The sequence below is a fragment of the Aureimonas glaciei genome (genome assembly GCF_014643375.1).
In the GTDB taxonomy this organism is placed as follows: Bacteria; Pseudomonadota; Alphaproteobacteria; order Rhizobiales; family Rhizobiaceae; genus Plantimonas; species Plantimonas glaciei.
Window position 1 is genome coordinate 40,649 of record NZ_BMJJ01000011.1, and the last position, 17,965, is coordinate 58,613.

The following is a 17,965-nucleotide window of genomic DNA, read 5'->3' on the forward strand; positions in this document are numbered from 1 at the left end:
AGCACCGCAGCGCCAGTCCTAGACGGGGATGGTGCATGCCGGCAACAGGCGGGGTGCATGGATGGGCCCGGCGCGGCGATCCCGTCCCGCCCGGCTCGACGACTTTTCCCCTGTAGCCGCCTACTCTTCGCGCCGGCTGCGTCTGGCGGGCGCGACGGCCTGACGCAAGCTTGGTTTGTCATAGCCTCGCGTCAGCCAGGAGAAACTGATGATCACCCCGACCCATGATTCTTTCGTCACCTCGAGCTTCCGGACGCTCGGCTATGCCGGCGCGCTGCTGTTCACCATCTGCCCCCCGGCCTTCGTCTACGAAGCCTATCTGATGCTGTACACGACAGCCGCCGAGGAGAACCCGTCGATCGGCCTGTTCGCCTCCGCCGCGCTCGTCCTCTCCTTCGCCAGCGTGCCGATGATGCTCGTCGGCCGCCGCAAGCGCGTCTCCGGCCAGCAGAGCCTCGCCCATCTCGAGCCCGGCGCCGTCTGACCCTTTTCGGGGGCGCGCTGCCGCCTCCGACAACCCGACGCGGTGCCGCCACGCGCTGCGCTTGAGTGCTGCAGCGCAACATGCTGCAAAGGGCTGTGACCGCGCCTCCCGGCGCGTCGGGAGCCCTGCCATGGACCTGATCCTCCAAAACGCCCTTGTCGCCGGCCGCCCCGGCCGGCCGGTCGACATCGGCATCGCCGGCGGGCGCATCGCCGCGATCGAGGAAAACCTGGCTGCCGACGGCGAGCGCCTCGACGTGTCCGGCTGCCTCGTCTCGCCGGGCTTCGTCGAGACGCATATCCATCTCGACAAGTCCTGCATCATGGAGCGCTGCTGCTCGGTGCGCGGCGACATCGCCGAGGCGATCGAAGAGGTGGCGAAGGCCAAGCGCGATTTCACCGCGGAGGACGTCTACGCCCGCGCCCGCCGCACGGTGGAGAAGGCGATCCTGCACGGCACGACGCACATGCGCACCCATGTCGAGGTCGATCCCGGCATCGGCCTCGTCTCCCTCCGCGCCATCGAACAGCTCGCCCGGGACTACGCCTTCGCACTCGACATCGAGATTTGCGTCTTTCCGCAGGAGGGAATGACGAACAATCCCGGCACCGAGGAGCTGATGGTCGCCGCAATGAAGCGCGGCGCAAACGTCGTCGGCGCCGCGCCCTATACCGACAGCGACCCGCACGGCCAGATCGACCGCGTCTTTGCCATCGCCCGCGATTTCGACGCCGACATCGACATGCATCTCGATTTCGGCCGCCTCGACGGGGCTGACGCCCTCGACCTCGACTATGTCTGCGCGCAGACCGAGCGGCGGCCGGGAGAACGCGTCATGTCCTTCGGACGAAGCGAACAACGCTGCCGTCGGGGCGGCGAAAAAGCCGCCGGCCCAGAGCGTGTCGCCGTCTTCCCCGCGGATGCGAAACGCCATCGGCGCGCTGCCGTCGTCGAGGTTGAGGCCGGTCGCGGGCCGCCGACGACATCTCGGCATGGTATTTCGAGGCCCCTTCGCGGCGGCCCCAGCCTCGCCGGTGCCCGCGGCGGGCTCTCCCGTCCCGCCTAAGCGTTACCGCTCACGATAGGCGGGCGGAATCGCAGCTGCGGCGTCGGCCGGGCTTTCATCTTGCGGCCGTCGCCGCTAGGCGGCCTTCGCCAGCACACTCTCGCCGGCGCAGTAGCTCGATTGCGCCGCCGCTACGCCCGAGCCCAGCGCGATCTTCGCGCCGCAGTCGACGAGGGCCATCTCGGCCACCGACAGGGCGCCGAGCAGCATCAGCTCGTTCGTCGCGCCGATATGGCCGATGCGAAAAACCTTGCCGCTGAGGCGTGTGAGGCCCGAGCCGAAGGAGACGCCGTAGCGATCAAAGGCCCGGCGCAGGACCTTCACCGCATCGACGTCCGGCGGCACGCAGACCGCCGAGACGGTATCGGAGTGCCATTTCGGCTCCTTCGCCATGAGGTCGAGCCCCCAGGCCGAGACCGCCGCCCGCACGCCGCTGGCGATGTGGCGATGCCGGGCGAAGACGTTCTCCAGCCCCTCCTCGAACAGGAGATCCAGCGAGGCGCGCAGGCCGCGCAGCAGCGGGGTGGCCGGCGTATAGGGGAAGTAGCCGTCCTTGTTGGTGCGCAGCATATCCTCGAAGGCGAAGAAGCAGCGTGGAAATTTCGAGGATCTGTGCGCTTCCAGCGCCTTTTCGCTGACGCAGATGATGGCGAGGCCCGTCGGCAGCATGAAACCCTTCTGGCTGCCTGCGACGATGCCGTCGACGCCCCATTCGTCCATGCGGAAATCGATCGAGGCGATCGAGGAGACGCCGTCGACGAAGAGGAGCGCCGGGTGGTCGGCGGCGTCGAGGACTTTTCGCATTCCGGCGACGTCCGAGGTGACGCCCGTCGCCGTCTCGTTGTGGGTGCCGAGCACGGCCTTGATATCGTGCGCCGTGTCGGCGGCGAGGATGTCGGCGAACGTCTCCAGCGGAACGCCCTTGCCCCATTCGACGTCGACGATCTCGGTGGTGAAGCCGAGGCGCTGGCACATATCCGCCCAGAGGACGGAGAACTGGCCGAAGGTCGCGATCAGCACCTTGTCGCCGGGATTGAGGGTGTTGGTCAGCACCGCTTCCCAGCCACCCGTTCCGCTCGACGGATAGATGAAGGGCTGGCCCCTCTGCGTCTTGAAGACCTTCTTGAGATCGGCGAAGAGCGGCAGAGTGAGCTTTGGAAAATCCGGCGAGCGCATGTCCTCCTGCGGGACATTCATGGCGCGCCGCACGGCGTCCGGGACGTTGGTCGGGCCCGGAATGAAGAGACCTGGATGGTGGTTCATCGTTGTCCTCAAGATGTCACGGCGTCTGAACTGCGCCATTGTCGTTCTTGAAGTGATCGCGACGCCACGGAAGAGCCCGCACCCTGTGCATAAGCCTCCTCCCGGTGCCCGGGTCGCGCAATCCTCCCACTTGAAAGCGTGCCTTCGGCGGGCCCCTTTGAAAAGTTAATTATTCAGGCTCCCGGCCTAAGCAATATTTACCGTGCAGAGCAGCATCACATTCTCAGCTTGGCGGCGTAGCCCGTCAGCTCCAGATAGCCCCGCCCCCCCGGCACCGTCACCGCGCCCTCCCAGTAGACCGGCATGCCGCCGGAGCGACCGTCGAGCTCCTGGTCGTCGAAGAGGGGCGTCAGGGGGAAGCGGCGCTCGCCCTCGGGCAGGCGGATGGTCAGGATCTGCTCGACGGGATAGGCGGCGTCAGTGCGCGGCGAGGTCCAGCGGCGGACGGGGGAAAGCGTGACGTCCTCGGGGTCGAAGCGAAAAATGCTGCCGTCGGGGCGGCGGAAGGAGCCGCCGGCCCAGAGCGTGGAATCGTCTTCCCCGCGGATGCGAAAGGCCACCAGCGCGCTGCCGTCGTCGAGGTTGAGCCCCGTCCAGTCCCAGCCGACGGCGCCTTCCGATAGGATGTTCGACGACCACTCGCGGTCGAGCCAGGCCTCCCCGGTGACGGGCTCCCCGGCCTCTCCGTTTCGGGTGAGCGTGCCGGTGACGGCGAGATGCGGCAGGGAATAGTAGCGGCTGGCATCGGCCGGGTTTGCGCCCTTGCGGCTGTAGCCGTCCTCGCCCTGCGGAAAGACGTCCTGCGTCGGCGCGAAAGCGAGCTCGAAGGCAAAGTCGGGCGTTTCGACCGTGGTGGTGAAGCGGCCATCGGCCTCGCGCCGGAAGGCCCAGTCGCGCAAGATGATGTCGGCGTCGCCGGTCTTCGCCGCGGCGATGCCGAACCCTTCGCGGGCGGCGCGCTCGCCGTGCAGGAGATGGCCGACCGCGGGATCGGACAGAGCGGCATGGGCAAAGAGGATCTGCTTGGGCGCGAAGGCGCTGGGATTGTCGCCATCGCCCGGCGGCCGGCTGCGGAAGAAGGTGACCTGGAAGCCGAGGTCGCGCCCGTCCGGTGTCTTCAGCCAGCCGGTGACGTACCACCATTCCGTCCGGAAATCGGGATGCGCGCCGTGATCCTCGGGGAAGACCAGCGGGATGCCGGGCTCGGCGGCGGGATAGGGACGTTCGGCGGCGGTGGCGGCGGAAAGGCCGAGGAGGACGGCGAGGAGCGTGGCGAGGAGGCGGAGAGCGCGGGGGAAGAAGGATGCGAGCCTGGGTCGGCAAGCGCCGCGCCCCCTCTCTGCCCTGCCGGGCATCTCCCCCCGGAGGGGGGAGAAAAGCCGATGACGGAGGTTCAGTCCCTCCTGAGGCGTTGCAGAACCATGTTTCTCGCCCCTTGGGGGAGAGATGGCCGGCAGGCCAGAGAGGGGGCCCGCGCCATCCCAACCGAAAACCCGCACCCGCATCACCAGTCCTCCCTCACCGCCAGCACCGCGCTCATCGCGTTCGCGCGTCGCCCGGCGAGGATCGCCGTGCCGGCCGCGGCGAGCACCAGAGCGGCGACGACCGCGAGGATGGTGCCGAGGGGCAGCCGCGTCGTCATCGTCCAGTTGAAACTCTGCGGGTTAATGACGTGGATCAGCACCTGCGACAGGACGAGGCCGAGCCCCGTGCCGGCAAGGCCGCCGACGGCGCCGAGCAGCGCGCCCTCGATGCCGAGCATGGCCATGATCTGCCGCTTGCCGAGGCCGAGATGGCGCAGCATGCCGAACTCGCGCACCCGCGCCAGCGTCTGCGACGACATGGTGGCGGCGACGCCGGCGAGGCCGACGAGGATCGCCACCGCCTCCAGCACGTAGGTGACGGCAAAGCTCTTGTCGAAGAGGTCGAGCGCGAAGCGCCGCAGCGTCGCCGGTTCGGCCAACGAGACGCCGGGCCGAACGTCTTCCGGCAGGGCCGCCAGCAGCGCCTGTCCCGTCGCGCCGGCATCGGCGCCGGGGGCGAGCGTCACCGCCGCCTCGCCGCGCGCGGTGTCGCCGGTGAGGCGCTGATAATCGGCTTCGTCGATGACGATCGCGCCCTGCTGCCGCGCATAGTCGCGCCAGACGCCGGCGACACGGAACTCTTCTCCCGCCCCAAGCGGCAGCGCGATCACGTCGCCGGGCTGCCAGTCGTAGAGCCGGGCGGCGGGCTCGGAGACGTAGACCGGCGTTGGCTCGCCGCTTGCGGGCGCAGCGGCGGCGGGCGCCTCGGCGCCGGCGATCAGCACCAGGGCGGCGGGATCGACGGGCCGGGCGATCAGCGTCACCGGCGGGCGGTCGGGTGCGAGCGTCAGCGGGATCTGCCGGCTGAAGGCGATGGCGGCGGCGCCGGGCACGGCCGTGAGCCGCGCCTGCGCGTCCGGGCCAAAACCTTCGCCGCTCTCGGCGCGGAGATAGACGTCGGCGGAGAGAACGTCGACGAGCCACTCGTCGACGGCGCCGCGGAAGCTCGTGACCATGGTCGCCATGGCGATCATCAGCGCCGTGCTGGCGACGATGCCGCACAGCGCCGTCGCCGCCGAGCCCGGCGCGCCGTGGACATGGCGCACCGCCAGCGGCAGCGCGACGCCGCCGCCCTCGCGACGGGCCAGCGGGCCCAGGAGTTTTCGCGCCAGCCAGGGAACGCCCGCGACGCCGCCGGCCAGAATCAGCGCCATGCCGGCAAAGCCGAGGATCGGCAGGTTTCCGATGGGCGGCGACAGGCTCGCCAGCCCGCCCGCCGCCATCAGCAGGACCGCCGGCTTCCACGGCACCGGCTGGCGCGGATCCAGCATGTCGCCGCTGTTCTTCAAAGCGGCGGCGGGCGCGGCCTTCGAGGCCGCCAGTGCCGGCAGCACGCTGCCGAGCAGCGCGGCGGCGACGCCGAGCGCCCCGAAGAGGGCCGCAGCCCCGGGCTGGAACACGACGGCGACATCCCCGCCGCGAAAATAGCCGGCGCCGAGATCGCCGCCAAAGAACTTGAGCGCGAGCACCGCCATCCCGTAGCCGGCGGCAAGGCCCGCCAGTGCGCCGGCGATGCCGATGACGAGCCCCTCCAGCGCCACGACGGCGACGATGCCGCGCCGGGGCAGGCCGAGGGTGCGCACCAGCGCGAAGGCGCGCAGGCGCCGCGCCACCGACAGCGACTGCGCCGAGAAGACGAGAAAGCCTCCGGTGATCAGCGCCACCAGCGCCAGCATGTCGAGATTGACGCGGTAGGCCCGCGACAGGGCGCTGCCCTGCGCCGCCGCCGTCTCGGTGCTGGCAAGGCTCGCTTCCGCCGGCAGCAGCGGCGCGAGTGCCGCCCGGGCGGCGGCGGCATCGGACAGCTTCAGGTCGAGGCGATCGAGGCGCCCGAGCCGGTCGAAACGCCATTGCGCGGCGGCGATGTCCATCACGCCGATCGCCTCCCCGGCCGGTACGCCGGCGAGAACGCCGGCGATCCGCAGCGTCGCCGTGCGGCCCCGGGCACTCACCGGAAGGTCCGCGCCGATCTCGGCCCCTGTCGCCTCGAGCGCCGCGCGCGAGAGGAACAACGCGCTGCCGTCGAACAGCCCGGCGCTGCCCGTGTCGGCGCCACTGGTGCGCTGGCCGACGAGGCTCGGCGTCACGGCGGCGGCGCGGATGACGTCGAGTCCGAGAAGGGTGAAAGCCGCGCCACCGGCCCGCGCCTCCAGGCTGACGACGGGGCTGGCATCGGCGACGCCCTCGGCCGCGATCACTTTGGCGTAGAGGTTCTCGTCGAAGCCGAGCGGGCTCGCCGCGCGGACCGACAAGTCGGCCGCGCCATTGACGCTACGCATGGCGCCATCGAAGGAGGCGAGCGCCGAGCCGTTGACGAGATGCACGGCAAAGCCGAGCGCGACGCCGACGGCGATGGCGATCACCGTGCCGAGAAAGCGGGCCGGATGGGCCCTCGCTTCGCCGAGGATCAGCCAGCGCAGCGCGAGGCGCGCCGAGAAGAGATCGGGCTCAGCCGCCATTCTGGTCCCGCAGGCCGTCGGCGGTGAGGGTGAGAATGCGGTCGGCGATGGCCGCGGTGGCGCGCGAATGGGTGACGATCACGGCCGCAGACCCGCCTTTTCGGGCGGCATCGGCGAAGAGCGCCAGCACGGTCGCGGCCGTCGCGGGATCCAGATTGCCGGTCGGCTCGTCGGCCAGGATCAGCGCCGGCCGGTGGACGAGCGCGCGGGCGATGGCGACGCGCTGCATCTCGCCGCCGGAGAGATCGCGCGCATAGCCGGTGCCGCGATCGCCGAGGCCGACGGACGCCAGCATGGCGTCCGCCCGGGCGGAAATTTTCGCCGCATCGGGCGAGACGAGGGCCAGCGGCAAAGCCACGTTCTGGCGGAGCGTCAGATAGGGCAGGATGTGAAAAGCCTGGAAGACGAAGCCAATGCTCTCGCGTCGCAGTTTCGTGCGCTGGGCCTCGTCGAGACCGCCCAGCACCGTGCCCTCGATGGCGACGCTGCCGGCATCGCTGTCGTCGAGGCCGGCGAGGATGTTCAGGAGCGTCGACTTGCCGACGCCCGATTCCCCGACGATCGCCACCACCTCGCCCGCCGCGACGGTGAGGTCGAGGCCCGCGAACAAGAGCCGCCCACCCGGGACGGATTTGGCGAGGGAGGAAACCGCCAGGGTGCCGGCCGCGGCGCGGGTGCCGGCGACGCCGGCGTGTTCGGCCCGAGAGGGGGTGGGTGGCATCGCGTCCGCGCTCCCGAGGGGTGTCAGGCTGTCGGGTGCTGATATGCGCCTGCTGCGAGCGGATGCAACCGTCCGCGCCGGCATCGGCGCGAATGCCGCAGGCCCCCGGCGGCCCCGCGACGGTGGGTGGCGGCCCGCCGGCGCGACGGGGCCCGGGCGGCCCCGCCGCATCGCGGGGCCGGCTTTCCTTGCTGACAGCGTACCACGGGGCTAAACCACGCGCTTCGACCAGAGGAGACAGGCATGGCCGACCGCCCCAGCATCGAGACCATCATCGCCGGCGAGATTGGCGCGCGGGCCGAACAGGTGGCCGCGGCCGTCGCGCTGCTCGACGGCGGCGCCACCGTCCCCTTCGTCGCGCGCTACCGCAAGGAGGCGACCGGCGGCCTCGACGACATCCAGCTGCGCGCGCTGGAAACCCGCCTCGGCTATCTCCGCGATCTGGAATTGCGGCGCGCCACCGTGCTGAAGTCGATCGCCGAGCAGGGCAAGCTCACGCCCGCCCTGTCGGCGGCGATCGGCGCGGCGACGACGCGGCCGGTGCTGGAGGACCTCTACCTCCCCTTCCGGCCGAAGCGCCGCAGCCGCGCGGACGCCGCCCGCGAACGCGGCCTCGGCCCGCTGGCGGAAACGATTCTCTCCGACCGCCGCACCGATCCCACCGCCCTGGCGGCAAAGTTCGTCGGCCCTGAGGTCACTGATGTGAAGGCGGCGCTGGAAGGAGCGCGCGACATCGTCGCCGAAACCATGGCGGAGACGCCGGCGCTGGTCGGCGCCATCCGCCGGCACCTCGTCGACAAAGCGCGGCTGCGCGCCCGCGTCGTCAAGGGCAAGGAAGAGGCCGGGGCGAAATTCTCCGACTATTTCGACCATGAGGAGAAGTGGGCGACGGCGCCGAGCCACCGGGTGCTGGCCATGCTCCGGGCGACCAAGGAGGGCGTGATCAGCCTCGACATCGAGGTCGACGCCGACGACGCCTCGCCGGTGAAGCCGGTCGAGGCGATGATCGCCCGGCAGTTCAACATCGCCACCTCCGGCGGCAGCGCCGCAGATGCCTGGCTGCTGGGCGTCGCGCGCTGGGCCTGGCGGCAAAAGATCCACGGGCATCTGTCGACGGAGCTGATGGGCACGATCAAGGACGGCGCCGATGCCGAGGCGATCCGCGTCTTCGCCCGCAACCTGAAGGATCTGATGCTGGCGGCGCCCGCCGGTGCGAAGGTGACGATGGGCCTCGATCCCGGCATCCGCACGGGCGTCAAGGTCGCGGTGATCGACGCCACCGGCCAGCTCGTCGACAGCGCCACGGTCTATCCCTTCCAGCCGCGCAACGACGTGCGCGGCGCTTCCGCGGCGCTCGCCGCACTGATTGCGAAACACGGTGTCGAGCTCGTCGCCATCGGCAACGGCACGGCAAGCCGCGAGACGGAAAAACTCGCCGGCGAGGTGATCGCCGCCCTGCCCGGCCAGAAGCCGACCGCGGTGGTGGTCAGCGAGGCCGGCGCTTCGGTCTATTCGGCCTCCGAGATCGCCTCGCGCGAAATGCCCGATGTCGACGTGTCGATCCGGGGCGCCGCCTCGATCGCGCGGCGCCTGCAGGATCCGCTGGCGGAAATCGTCAAGGTGGACCCGAAGGCGATCGGCGTCGGCCAGTACCAGCACGACGTCGACCAGGGCGCGCTGTCGCGGGCACTGGAGACCGTCGTCGAGGACGCGGTGAACGCCGTCGGCGTCGACGTCAACACCGCCTCCTCGGCGCTGCTGTCGCATGTCTCGGGCATCGGTCCGGGCCTGGCCGAGGCGATCGTCGCGCAGCGCGACAAGGAGGGGCCGTTCAAGACGCGCCGCAAGCTGCTGACCGTCCCGCGGCTCGGGCCAAAGGCCTTCGAGCAGTGCGCCGGCTTCCTGCGCATCCGCGACGGCGCCGAGCCGCTCGACGCCTCGGCGGTTCATCCGGAAGCCTATCCGCTCGCCAAGCGCATCGTGGCCGCGGCGGGCAAGGATCTGCGCGCGCTGATGGGGGATTCCGCGACGCTGCGCAGCCTCGACCCGCAAAAATTCGTTTCAGAGGGTTTCGGCCTGCCGACGGTCCGCGACATTCTCGCCGAGCTCGAAAAGCCCGGCCGCGATCCCCGTCCGGCCTTCCGCACGGCAACCTTCGCGGAAGGGGTGAACGAGATGTCGGACCTCAAGCCCGGCATGTCGCTGGAGGGCACGGTGACGAATGTCGCCGCCTTCGGCGCCTTCGTCGACATCGGCGTGCATCAGGACGGGCTCGTGCACGTCTCGCAGCTCTCCGACCGCTTCGTGAAGGACCCGTCGGAGGTGGTGAAAACCGGCCAGGTGGTGCGGGTGCGGGTGCTGGAGGTCGATCCCAAGCGCAAGCGCATCAGCCTGTCGATGAAGACGGCGATCGACCCGTCCGACGCACCGCCGTCGCGCGAAAGCCGGCCGGGGCCGGGCAAGATGCCCACGCCACGACCGGAGCCGGCGAGCCAGGGCGCCTTCGGCTCGGCGCTCGCCGACGCGCTGAAGCGGCGCTGAGGGTCAAGGCCCCGGGCGCGCCAGGGCCCGGGATCCTGTTGGAACAGCTGCCCGCGGCAAAAGCCCGGGTGCGGGCGTTGCCGCTACAGCATGTCCAGCGGCGCGGAGCGTGTCGGCGGCGGAAAGATTCGATCGAGCTCTGCCCAATCCTCCGGCCGAAGTTCCAGGCGGAGGGCTTCGGCATTCTCGGCGACGTGCGCCGCGCTGCCGGCCTTCGGAATGGCGATGAGCCCCTCGCGCCTGAGCACGAAGGCGAGCGCGATCTGTGCCGCCGTCGCGCCGCGTTCCGCGGCAAGAGCGGCGAGACCCTGATGGCGGAGGAGCCGCCCCTGCTCGACCGGACTGTAGGCCATCACGGGCATCTTTCGCTCTTCCAGCCAGGGCAGCAGGTCGAATTCCGGCCCGCGCCGCGTGAGATTGTAGAGGATCTGGTCCGTCGCACAGCTCTCACCGCCGACCTCGACGAGTTCCTGCATGTCGTCGAGGTCGAGATTGCTGACGCCCCAGTGACGGATCTTCCCCTCGGCGCGCAGGGCTTCCATCGCCTCCACGGTTTCGGCCAGCGGCACGCCGCCGCGCCAGTGCAGGAGATAGAGATCGATCCGGTCGGTCCCCAGACGCTGGAGACTGCGCGCGCAGGCCAGCGGCAGGCGCTGACGCGAGGCGTTTTGCGGATAGGCCTTGCTGACCAGGAAGATGCTGTCCCGCCGGCCGGCGATGGCTTCGCCGACGAGTTCTTCGGAGGCGCCGTCGCCGTACATCTCCGCCGTGTCGATCAGCGTCATGCCGCGCTCGATGCCGTGGCGGAGGGCCGCCAGCTCATCGGTCCGCCGCGCGCGGTCCTCGCCCATCATCCACGTACCCTGACCCAGGGCCGGCACGCTTTCGCCCGTCGGCAAGACGACCTGTTTCATCGCGGCTTTCCTTCCTCAGGTGATGGCCCGGCACCGGGCCCACGCGTCCTGACGGAAGCTAGGTCCGCGGCCCGGAAAGTCAGCCCGAATCGCCAGGCGATGTTGCACTGCACACAAAACCAACATTTATCGCGCCTGCCCAATTGACCACCACGCCAATCGATGCAAATCTTTATTGCAGAATAGATTACCTAATTACGGAATAACAAAGAGGGGTGAACAGCATGAAGTCCTGGGTCTATGCCAGCGTCCTTTCCGCCGTGGCGTCACTGCCGCTGGCGATCCCCGCAGCCGCCGCCGAGCCGGTGCGTGGCGGCGTCATCGACGTCGCGACGATCGGTGAGCCGCCGACCCTCGACCCGATGGCCTCGACGGCCGATCTCGTCGGCATCGTCTCTCAGCACATCTTCGAAACCCTCTACACCTTCGGCGCCGACTGGACCGTGGTGCCGCTCCTGGCCGAGAGCCTGCCGGAAATTTCCGAGGACGGCCGTGTCTACACCATCAAGCTGCGCACCGGCGTCACCTTCCACGACGGCTCGGCGATGGATTCGGCCGACGTTCTCGCCTCGCTGAACCGTTGGGAGACCGTCGCCTCGCGCGGCAAGCAGGCGGCCGAGAACATCGACAAGATCGAAGCCGTCGATGCCACGACCATCCGCATCAGCCTGAAGGAGCCCTACGCGCCGCTCCTGTCACTGCTCGCCTTCAACAATGCCGCCGCGATCATCCTGCCCGAGGAGGCGCAGGCCGCGCCGATGGACAAGGTGATCGGCACCGGCCCCTACATGCTGAAGGAGCGCAAGCCCGACCAGTACATCCAGCTCGTGCGCTTCGACGGCTATCAGTCGCGCGAGGAAGCCGAGAACGGCTATGGCGGCGCCCGCCACCAGTATCTCGACGAGATCCGCTTCGTGCCGGTTCCCGACGCCAACACCCGCGTCGAGGGCGCCGTCGCCGGCCAGTTCGCCTATGTCGACTCGATCCCGGTCGAATCGTTTGGCCGCCTCGCCGGCGGCAAGACCGAGCCGGTGGTGCTCAAACCTTTCGGCTGGCCGGTCTTCGTCATGAACACCAAGGAGGGCGTCCTCTCCGACGTGAACCTCCGCCGGGCCGTGCAGACCGCGCTGAATCCCGAGGACATGCTGATCGCCGGCTTTGGCAGCACCGACTTCTACGCCGTCGACGGCAGCCTCTATCCCGAGGGCTATGCCTGGCACACCGAAGCGGGCGTCGAGGCCTATGGCCAGGGCGATCCGGAAAAGGCGGCCGAGGCGGTCGCGGCCGCCGGCTATGATGCCGCAAAGCCGCTGCGCATCCTGACCAGCCGGCAGTACGAGTTCCACTACAAGATGGCCGTGGTCGCGGCGGAATATCTGAAGCTCGCCGGCTTTGCCGTGCAGCTCGACGTCGTCGACTGGGCGACCCTGACGCAGCGCCGCCAGGACCCGAAGCTCTGGGACATCTACATCTCCCACAGCCCCTTCCTGCCCGAGCCCTCGCTGATCGGCATGATGTCCGACACCGCGCCCGGCTGGTGGCAGAGCGAGGCGAAGACGAAGGCGCTCGCCGCCTTCAACACCGAGGCCGATCCGGCGAAGCGCGCCGAGCTCTTCGCCGCCGTGCAGCAGGTGTTCTACGACGAGGTTCCCGGCATCAAGGTCGGCAATTTCAACGCCGTCTCGGCCAAGGTGCCGGCGCTCCAGGGTTTCACCCCCGCGCCGTGGCCGTATTTCTGGAACGCTTCGCTCGCGAAGTAACGGCCGCTGACGCCCTTCCTCCCCCGACGATGACGGAGCGCCGCCCGCCGGCGCTCCGTCGACCCTTGGCAACCGGATACCCCCGATGATCCGCTACATCCTCAACCGCACGTTCGGCATGCTCGTCGTCATGCTCCTCGTCGTCACCATCGTCTTCGTCATCGTCCGCGTCACGCCGGGCGATCCGGCGGCGGTGATGCTCGGGCCGGACGCGACCGCCGCCGACATCGCCGCCCTGCGCGATCAGATGGGCCTCAACCAGTCGCTCCTGCTGCAATATGTCCAGTACATGTGGGACATCGTCCGCGGCGACCTCGGCCGCTCGATCTTCCTCGACCAGCCGGTGCTCTCGGCCCTCGCCGACCGCGCCGAGCCGACCTTCTTCCTGACCCTGTTCTCGCTTCTGATCGCCGTCGTCATCGCGCTGCCGATCGGCATTCTCTCGGCCTACTGGCGCGGCTCGCTGTTCGATCAGGCGGCGACGACGGTGGCGATGTTCGCTGCCAGCATTCCGAGCTTCTGGCTCGGCCTGCTGATGATCCAGTTCTTCGCCGTGAAGCTCGGCTGGTTTCCGACCTCCGGCTATGGCGGACCGGGCACCGGGCTGATGGAGCGGCTGCACCATCTCGTCCTGCCGGCCTTCGCGCTCGGCATGGTCTCCTCCGCCCTCATCATCCGCTTCACCCGGGCCTCGATGCTCGACGTCCTCGGCGACGACTATGTCCGCACCGCCCGCTCCAAGGGCATGGGCGAGGGCCGCGTCGTCCTGCGCCACGCGCTGAAGAACGCGCTGATCCCGATCCTCACCGTCATCGGCCTCACCGCCGCGGTGCTGATCTCGGGCGCCGTCGTCACCGAGACCGTGTTCAGCCTGCCGGGCGTCGGCAATCTCGTCGTCAACGCCGTGCTGCGCCGCGACTACCCGGTCATCCAGGGCGCGCTGCTCATCGTCGCCGGCCTCTACGTCCTCATCAATTTCGGGATCGACATGCTCTACATCCTCGTCGACCCCCGGGTGCGCTACTGATGGCCGCCGCTTCCTTCGCCACGGGCAACGCGTCCTTCCTGAAGATCCTCCTGCGCCGCAAGGCGGTGCTCGCGGGCGTCATCATCCTCACGGTGATCACGCTGGCGGCGATCTTCGCGCCGTTCCTCTCGCCCTACACGCCGGGCAAGCTGTCGCTGGCCTCGCGCCTGCAGGCGCCGTCCGGCCTGCATGTCTTCGGCACCGACGATTTCGGCCGCGATGTCTTCACCCGGCTCCTCTATGCCGGCCGGCTGTCGCTGACGGTCGGCTTCTCCGTCGTCGTCGTCTCGGCCATTCTCGGGGTGACGCTCGGGGTCCTGGCCGGCTTCTTCCGCCGGCTGGACACGCCGATCGCCCGGCTGATCGACGCGATGATGGCCTTTCCCGACATCCTCCTCGCCATCGCGCTCGTCGCCGCCCTCGGCCCCTCGCTCGTCAACGTCATCGCCGCGCTCGGCGTCGTCTATGCCCCGCGCCTCGCCCGCATCGTGCGCGCCTCGACCCTCGTCATTCGCGAACTGCCCTATGTCGAGGCCGCCCGCGCCCTCGGCGTGTCGACGCCGAAAATCCTCGTGCGCCACGTGCTGCGCAACCTGATGTCGCCGATCCTGGTGCAGGCGACCTTCATTTTCGCCAGCGCCATGCTCGCCGAAGCCGGCCTTTCCTTCCTCGGCGTCGGCGTTTCGCCGACCGTGCCGACCTGGGGGACGATGATCAGCCAGGGCCGGCAATATCTCGACCAGGCGAGCTGGATGACGCTGTTTCCAGGTCTCGCCATCGTTCTCGCCGTCCTCTCGCTGCAGCTCGTCGGCGACGGGCTGCGCGATCTCCTCGACCCCCGCCTTGCCAAGGATATCTAAGTGGAAGCCTCTCCGATCCTCCTCCGCAATGTCAGGCCGGTCGCCTTCGGGCCCGGCACGGCCCCGGGCGCCATCGACATCGCCATCGGCGCCGACGGCCTGATCAAGGCGACCGGCCCGTCGCTGATCCCGGTGCCGGGCGCCCGCATCGTCGACGGCGAGAACGCCTTCGTCTCGCCCGGCTGGACGGACCTGCACGCCCATGTCTGGCACGGCGGCACCGACATCTCGATCCGGCCAAAACAGGCCGGGCTCGAGCGCGGCGTCACCACGATCGTCGACGCCGGCTCGGCCGGCGAAGCCACGTTCCACGGCTTTCGCGAATACATCATCGACAAGGCCGACGAGCGCATCCTCGCCTTCCTCAACATCGGCTCGATCGGCCTCGTCGCCTGCAACCGCGTCAGCGAGCTGATCGACATCCGCTCGATCGACATCGACCGCACCATCGCCGTGGTCGAGGCCAACCGCGACCTCATCGTCGGCATCAAGTGCCGCGCCAGCCACGTCATCCTCGGCTCCTGGGGCATCACCCCGGTGAAGATCGCCAAGAAGGTGGCCAAGATCCTCAAGCTGCCGATGATGATCCATGTCGGCGAGCCACCGCCGACCTATGACGAGGTGCTGGAACTGCTGCGCCCCGGGGACATCATCACCCATTGCTTCAACGGCAAGGCCGGCGGCTCGATCATCGAGGACGAGGATCTCTGGGATCTCGTCAACAAATGCGCCGACCAGGGCATCCGCCTCGATGTCGGGCATGGCGGCGCGTCCTTCTCGTTCAAGGTGGCGGAAGTGGCGATCGCCCGCGGCCTGATGCCGTTCTCGATCTCGACCGACCTCCACGACCATTCGCTGAACGGCCCGGTCTGGGACATGGCGACGACCATGTCGAAGCTGCTCGCCGTCGGTATGCCCTTCGAGGCGGTGGTCAAGGCCTCGACGACGGCGCCGATGTCGGCGGTGAAGCTGCCGACCGAGGATCTCCTCGCCGTCGGCAAAAAGGCCGAGCTGACCCTCTTCGATCTCGTGGGCAGCGACCTCGCCGTCCGCGACTCGCAAGGGGCGGTGTCGACGCTGAAGCAGATGTTCGAGCCGCGCTGGGCGGTGATGGGATCGAAGCTGGTGAAGGCCGCCCGCCACATGCCGAAAGAGGGCATGGCGAAGATCTGCACCTGCGGGGCGCATCCCTGATGACGGACGCGCTTGGCCCCGACACGCTGCTCTCGGTCCGAAACCTCGAGACCCATTTCGTCTCCCGGCATCAGGTGGCGAAGTCGGTCGACGGCGTCACCTTCGACCTCAAGCGCGGCGAGACGGTCGCGGTCGTCGGCGAATCCGGTTCGGGCAAGTCGGTGACGAGCCTGTCGATCATGCGGCTGCTCGCCGATCCCGGCCGCATCGTCGGCGGCGAGATCCTGCACCGCGACCGCGCCGGCACCGTGCGGGACCTGGCCACGGTCAGCCAGCGCGAGATGCGCGGGATTCGCGGCACCGAGATCGCGATGATCTTCCAGGAGCCGATGACCAGCCTCAACCCGCTGTTCACCGTCGGCGACCAGATCGCCGAGATGATCCGGCTGCACGAGAAGATCAGCAGGGCCGAGGCGATGAAGCGCGCCGTCGCCATGCTGGAGCTCGTCGAGATTCCGGCAGCGGCGAGCCGCGTCCACGACTACCCACACCAGATGTCGGGCGGCATGCGCCAGCGTGTGATGATCGCCGTGGCGCTCGCCTGCAATCCGGCGCTGCTGATCGCCGACGAGCCGACGACGGCGCTCGACGTCACCATCCAGGCGCAGATCCTCGATCTCCTGCGGCGGCTGCAGCGCGAGATCGGCATGAGCATCCTTTTCATCACGCACGACCTCGGCGTCGTCGCCGAGATCGCCCGCGAGGTCGTGGTGATGTATGCCGGCCGCGTCGTCGAGCAGGCGCCGGTGCGCCCGCTCTTCGCCCGTCCCAAGCACCCCTATACGAAGGCCCTGCTCGCCTGCACGCCGAACGCTGCGCGCGACATCGCCGCGGGCGGCGAGCGCCTTCCGCTGAAGCCGATCCCCGGCAGCGTGCCGCCGATCACCGCCCTGCCGCCGGGCTGCACCTATGAGCCGCGCTGCGAATTCGCCATTCCCGCCTGCACCGCAGCCGTCCCGCCGCTGTTCCAGGTCGGCCCCTCCCATCTCAGCCGGTGCCTGAGGCACGAACTGCTATGAGCGCCCCCATCACCGTTTCCAGCACCGCCGCCGACACCACCCGCGCCGCGATGGGCGAGCCGCTGCTCGTCGTCGAGAACCTCCAGACGCATTTCCCGATGAAGCGCGGCACGGTGCGCGCCGTCGACGATGTCAGCTTCACCGTCCGCCGCGGCTCGATCGTCGGGCTCGTCGGGGAATCGGGTTCCGGCAAGACCACGGTCGGCCGCTCGGTCCTCCGTCTGGTCGAGCCGACCGGCGGCAGCGTGATGTTCGACGGCGAGGATCTCCTGGCCTTGTCCGACAAGGCGATGCGTACCTATCGGCGCAAACTGCAGATCATCTTCCAGGACCCGTTCTCCAGCCTCAATCCGCGCATGCGGGTCGGCGCCATCCTCGCGGAGGCGCTGGACACGCATGGGCTCGCCAAGGGCGCGGCGCGCCAGCCGCGCATCGCCGAGCTTCTCACCCGCGTCGGCCTTGCGCCCGAGCATGCCGGCCGCTTCCCGCACGAATTCTCCGGCGGCCAGCGCCAGCGCATCGGCATCGCCCGGGCGCTCGCGGTGGAGCCCGAGCTGATCGTTGCCGACGAGCCCGTCTCAGCCCTCGACGTCTCTGTCCAGGCGCAGATCCTGAACCTTTTGCAGGCGCTGCAGAAGGAGTTCGGCCTGACCATGCTCTTCGTCGCCCACGACCTCTCGGTGGTGGAATATCTCTGCGACGAGGTGGTGGTCATGTATCTCGGCAAGATCATGGAGCGTGGCCCGAGCCGGGCCGTCTACGGTCGGCCGCGCCACCCCTACACCAAGGCGCTGATCGCCACCGCGCCGGTGCCCGACCCGACGCTGGAGCGCCAGCGGATCATCCTCAAGGGCGATATTCCGAGCCCCCTCGATCCGCCGTCGGGCTGCGTCTTCCGGACGCGCTGCCCGCACGCCATTCCGGCCTGCGCCGAGACCCTGCCGCCGACCGAGGCCGTCGGGCCCGACCATTTCGTCGCCTGCATCCGGCAGGAAGAACTCGCCGCCGCCGGGCTTCTCTAGCCCGGGCGCCGCCTTCCGGTCGTCTGCCCGCCGAGGCGGCGCCGGCAGACGA

14 protein-coding genes are annotated in these 17,965 nt (G+C 69.4%); 9 read left to right on the forward strand and 5 right to left on the reverse strand.

All coding sequences use genetic code 11. The features are described 5' to 3' along the window. Window positions 1–208 precede the first annotated feature (208 nt). Window positions 209–484, forward strand: coding sequence for a hypothetical protein (locus tag IEX88_RS20135; RefSeq protein WP_188854214.1), 276 nt, complete (start codon window positions 209–211; stop codon window positions 482–484). A 130-nt stretch (window positions 485–614) separates the two neighbouring features. After that, window positions 615–1,550, forward strand: a complete 936-nt coding sequence (locus IEX88_RS20140) for an amidohydrolase family protein (protein ID WP_210319308.1) — start codon at window positions 615–617, stop codon at window positions 1,548–1,550. 75 nt (window positions 1,551–1,625) lie between these two features. Here the strand turns inward: IEX88_RS20140 and IEX88_RS20145 are convergent, their stop codons facing one another. From IEX88_RS20145 to IEX88_RS20160, 4 genes are all read right to left on the reverse strand, one after another. Then, a complete protein-coding gene (locus IEX88_RS20145; RefSeq protein WP_188854216.1) occupies window positions 1,626–2,813 on the reverse strand; it encodes an aminotransferase class V-fold PLP-dependent enzyme in 1,188 nt (395 codons plus the stop codon). Between the two features lie 215 nt (window positions 2,814–3,028). Next, complete coding sequence (locus tag IEX88_RS20150; protein ID WP_188854219.1) at window positions 3,029–4,168, reverse strand: lipocalin-like domain-containing protein; 1,140 nt, start codon at window positions 4,166–4,168, stop codon at window positions 3,029–3,031. 149 nt (window positions 4,169–4,317) lie between these two features. Next, the gene (locus IEX88_RS20155; RefSeq protein ID WP_188854221.1) at window positions 4,318–6,855 is read right to left on the reverse strand and encodes an FtsX-like permease family protein; all 2,538 of its coding nucleotides are present in this window, start codon (window positions 6,853–6,855) and stop codon (window positions 4,318–4,320) included. After that, entirely contained in the window at window positions 6,845–7,576 is a 732-nt protein-coding gene (locus IEX88_RS20160; RefSeq protein WP_188854223.1) for an ABC transporter ATP-binding protein, read from the reverse strand. The genes IEX88_RS20155 and IEX88_RS20160 overlap by 11 nt, the downstream gene beginning before the upstream one ends. 243 nt (window positions 7,577–7,819) lie before the next feature. On the opposite strand from IEX88_RS20160, the gene IEX88_RS20165 reads away from it, so the two are divergent. Further along, a complete protein-coding gene (locus IEX88_RS20165; protein WP_188854225.1) occupies window positions 7,820–10,117 on the forward strand; it encodes a Tex family protein in 2,298 nt (765 codons plus the stop codon). 83 nt (window positions 10,118–10,200) lie between these two features. Here IEX88_RS20165 and IEX88_RS20170 read toward each other — a convergent pair whose 3' ends face one another. Further along, window positions 10,201–11,031: an aldo/keto reductase gene (locus tag IEX88_RS20170; RefSeq protein WP_188854227.1), complete on the reverse strand. Its 831-nt coding sequence runs from the start codon at window positions 11,029–11,031 to the stop codon at window positions 10,201–10,203. A gap of 224 nt (window positions 11,032–11,255) precedes the next feature. Between IEX88_RS20170 and IEX88_RS20175 the strand changes: the two genes are divergently transcribed. From IEX88_RS20175 to IEX88_RS20200, 6 genes are all read left to right on the forward strand, one after another. Next, window positions 11,256–12,791: an ABC transporter substrate-binding protein gene (locus IEX88_RS20175; protein ID WP_188854229.1), complete on the forward strand. Its 1,536-nt coding sequence runs from the start codon at window positions 11,256–11,258 to the stop codon at window positions 12,789–12,791. Window positions 12,792–12,876: 85 nt separating this feature from the next. Continuing rightward, window positions 12,877–13,818, forward strand: a complete 942-nt coding sequence (locus IEX88_RS20180; protein WP_188854231.1) for an ABC transporter permease — start codon at window positions 12,877–12,879, stop codon at window positions 13,816–13,818. Further along, complete coding sequence (locus IEX88_RS20185; protein ID WP_188854233.1) at window positions 13,818–14,678, forward strand: ABC transporter permease; 861 nt, start codon at window positions 13,818–13,820, stop codon at window positions 14,676–14,678. Before IEX88_RS20180 ends, IEX88_RS20185 begins: the two co-directional genes overlap by 1 nt. After that, complete coding sequence (locus tag IEX88_RS20190) at window positions 14,679–15,872, forward strand: amidohydrolase/deacetylase family metallohydrolase (protein ID WP_188854235.1); 1,194 nt, start codon at window positions 14,679–14,681, stop codon at window positions 15,870–15,872. Further along, a complete protein-coding gene (locus tag IEX88_RS20195) occupies window positions 15,872–16,891 on the forward strand; it encodes an ABC transporter ATP-binding protein (protein WP_188854237.1) in 1,020 nt (339 codons plus the stop codon). The genes IEX88_RS20190 and IEX88_RS20195 overlap by 1 nt, the downstream gene beginning before the upstream one ends. Window positions 16,892–16,941: 50 nt before the next feature. After that, window positions 16,942–17,913 carry an ABC transporter ATP-binding protein gene (locus IEX88_RS20200; RefSeq protein ID WP_210319310.1) on the forward strand — a complete coding sequence of 324 codons (972 nt, stop codon included), beginning with the start codon at window positions 16,942–16,944 and terminating at the stop codon, window positions 17,911–17,913. Window positions 17,914–17,965 lie beyond the last annotated feature (52 nt).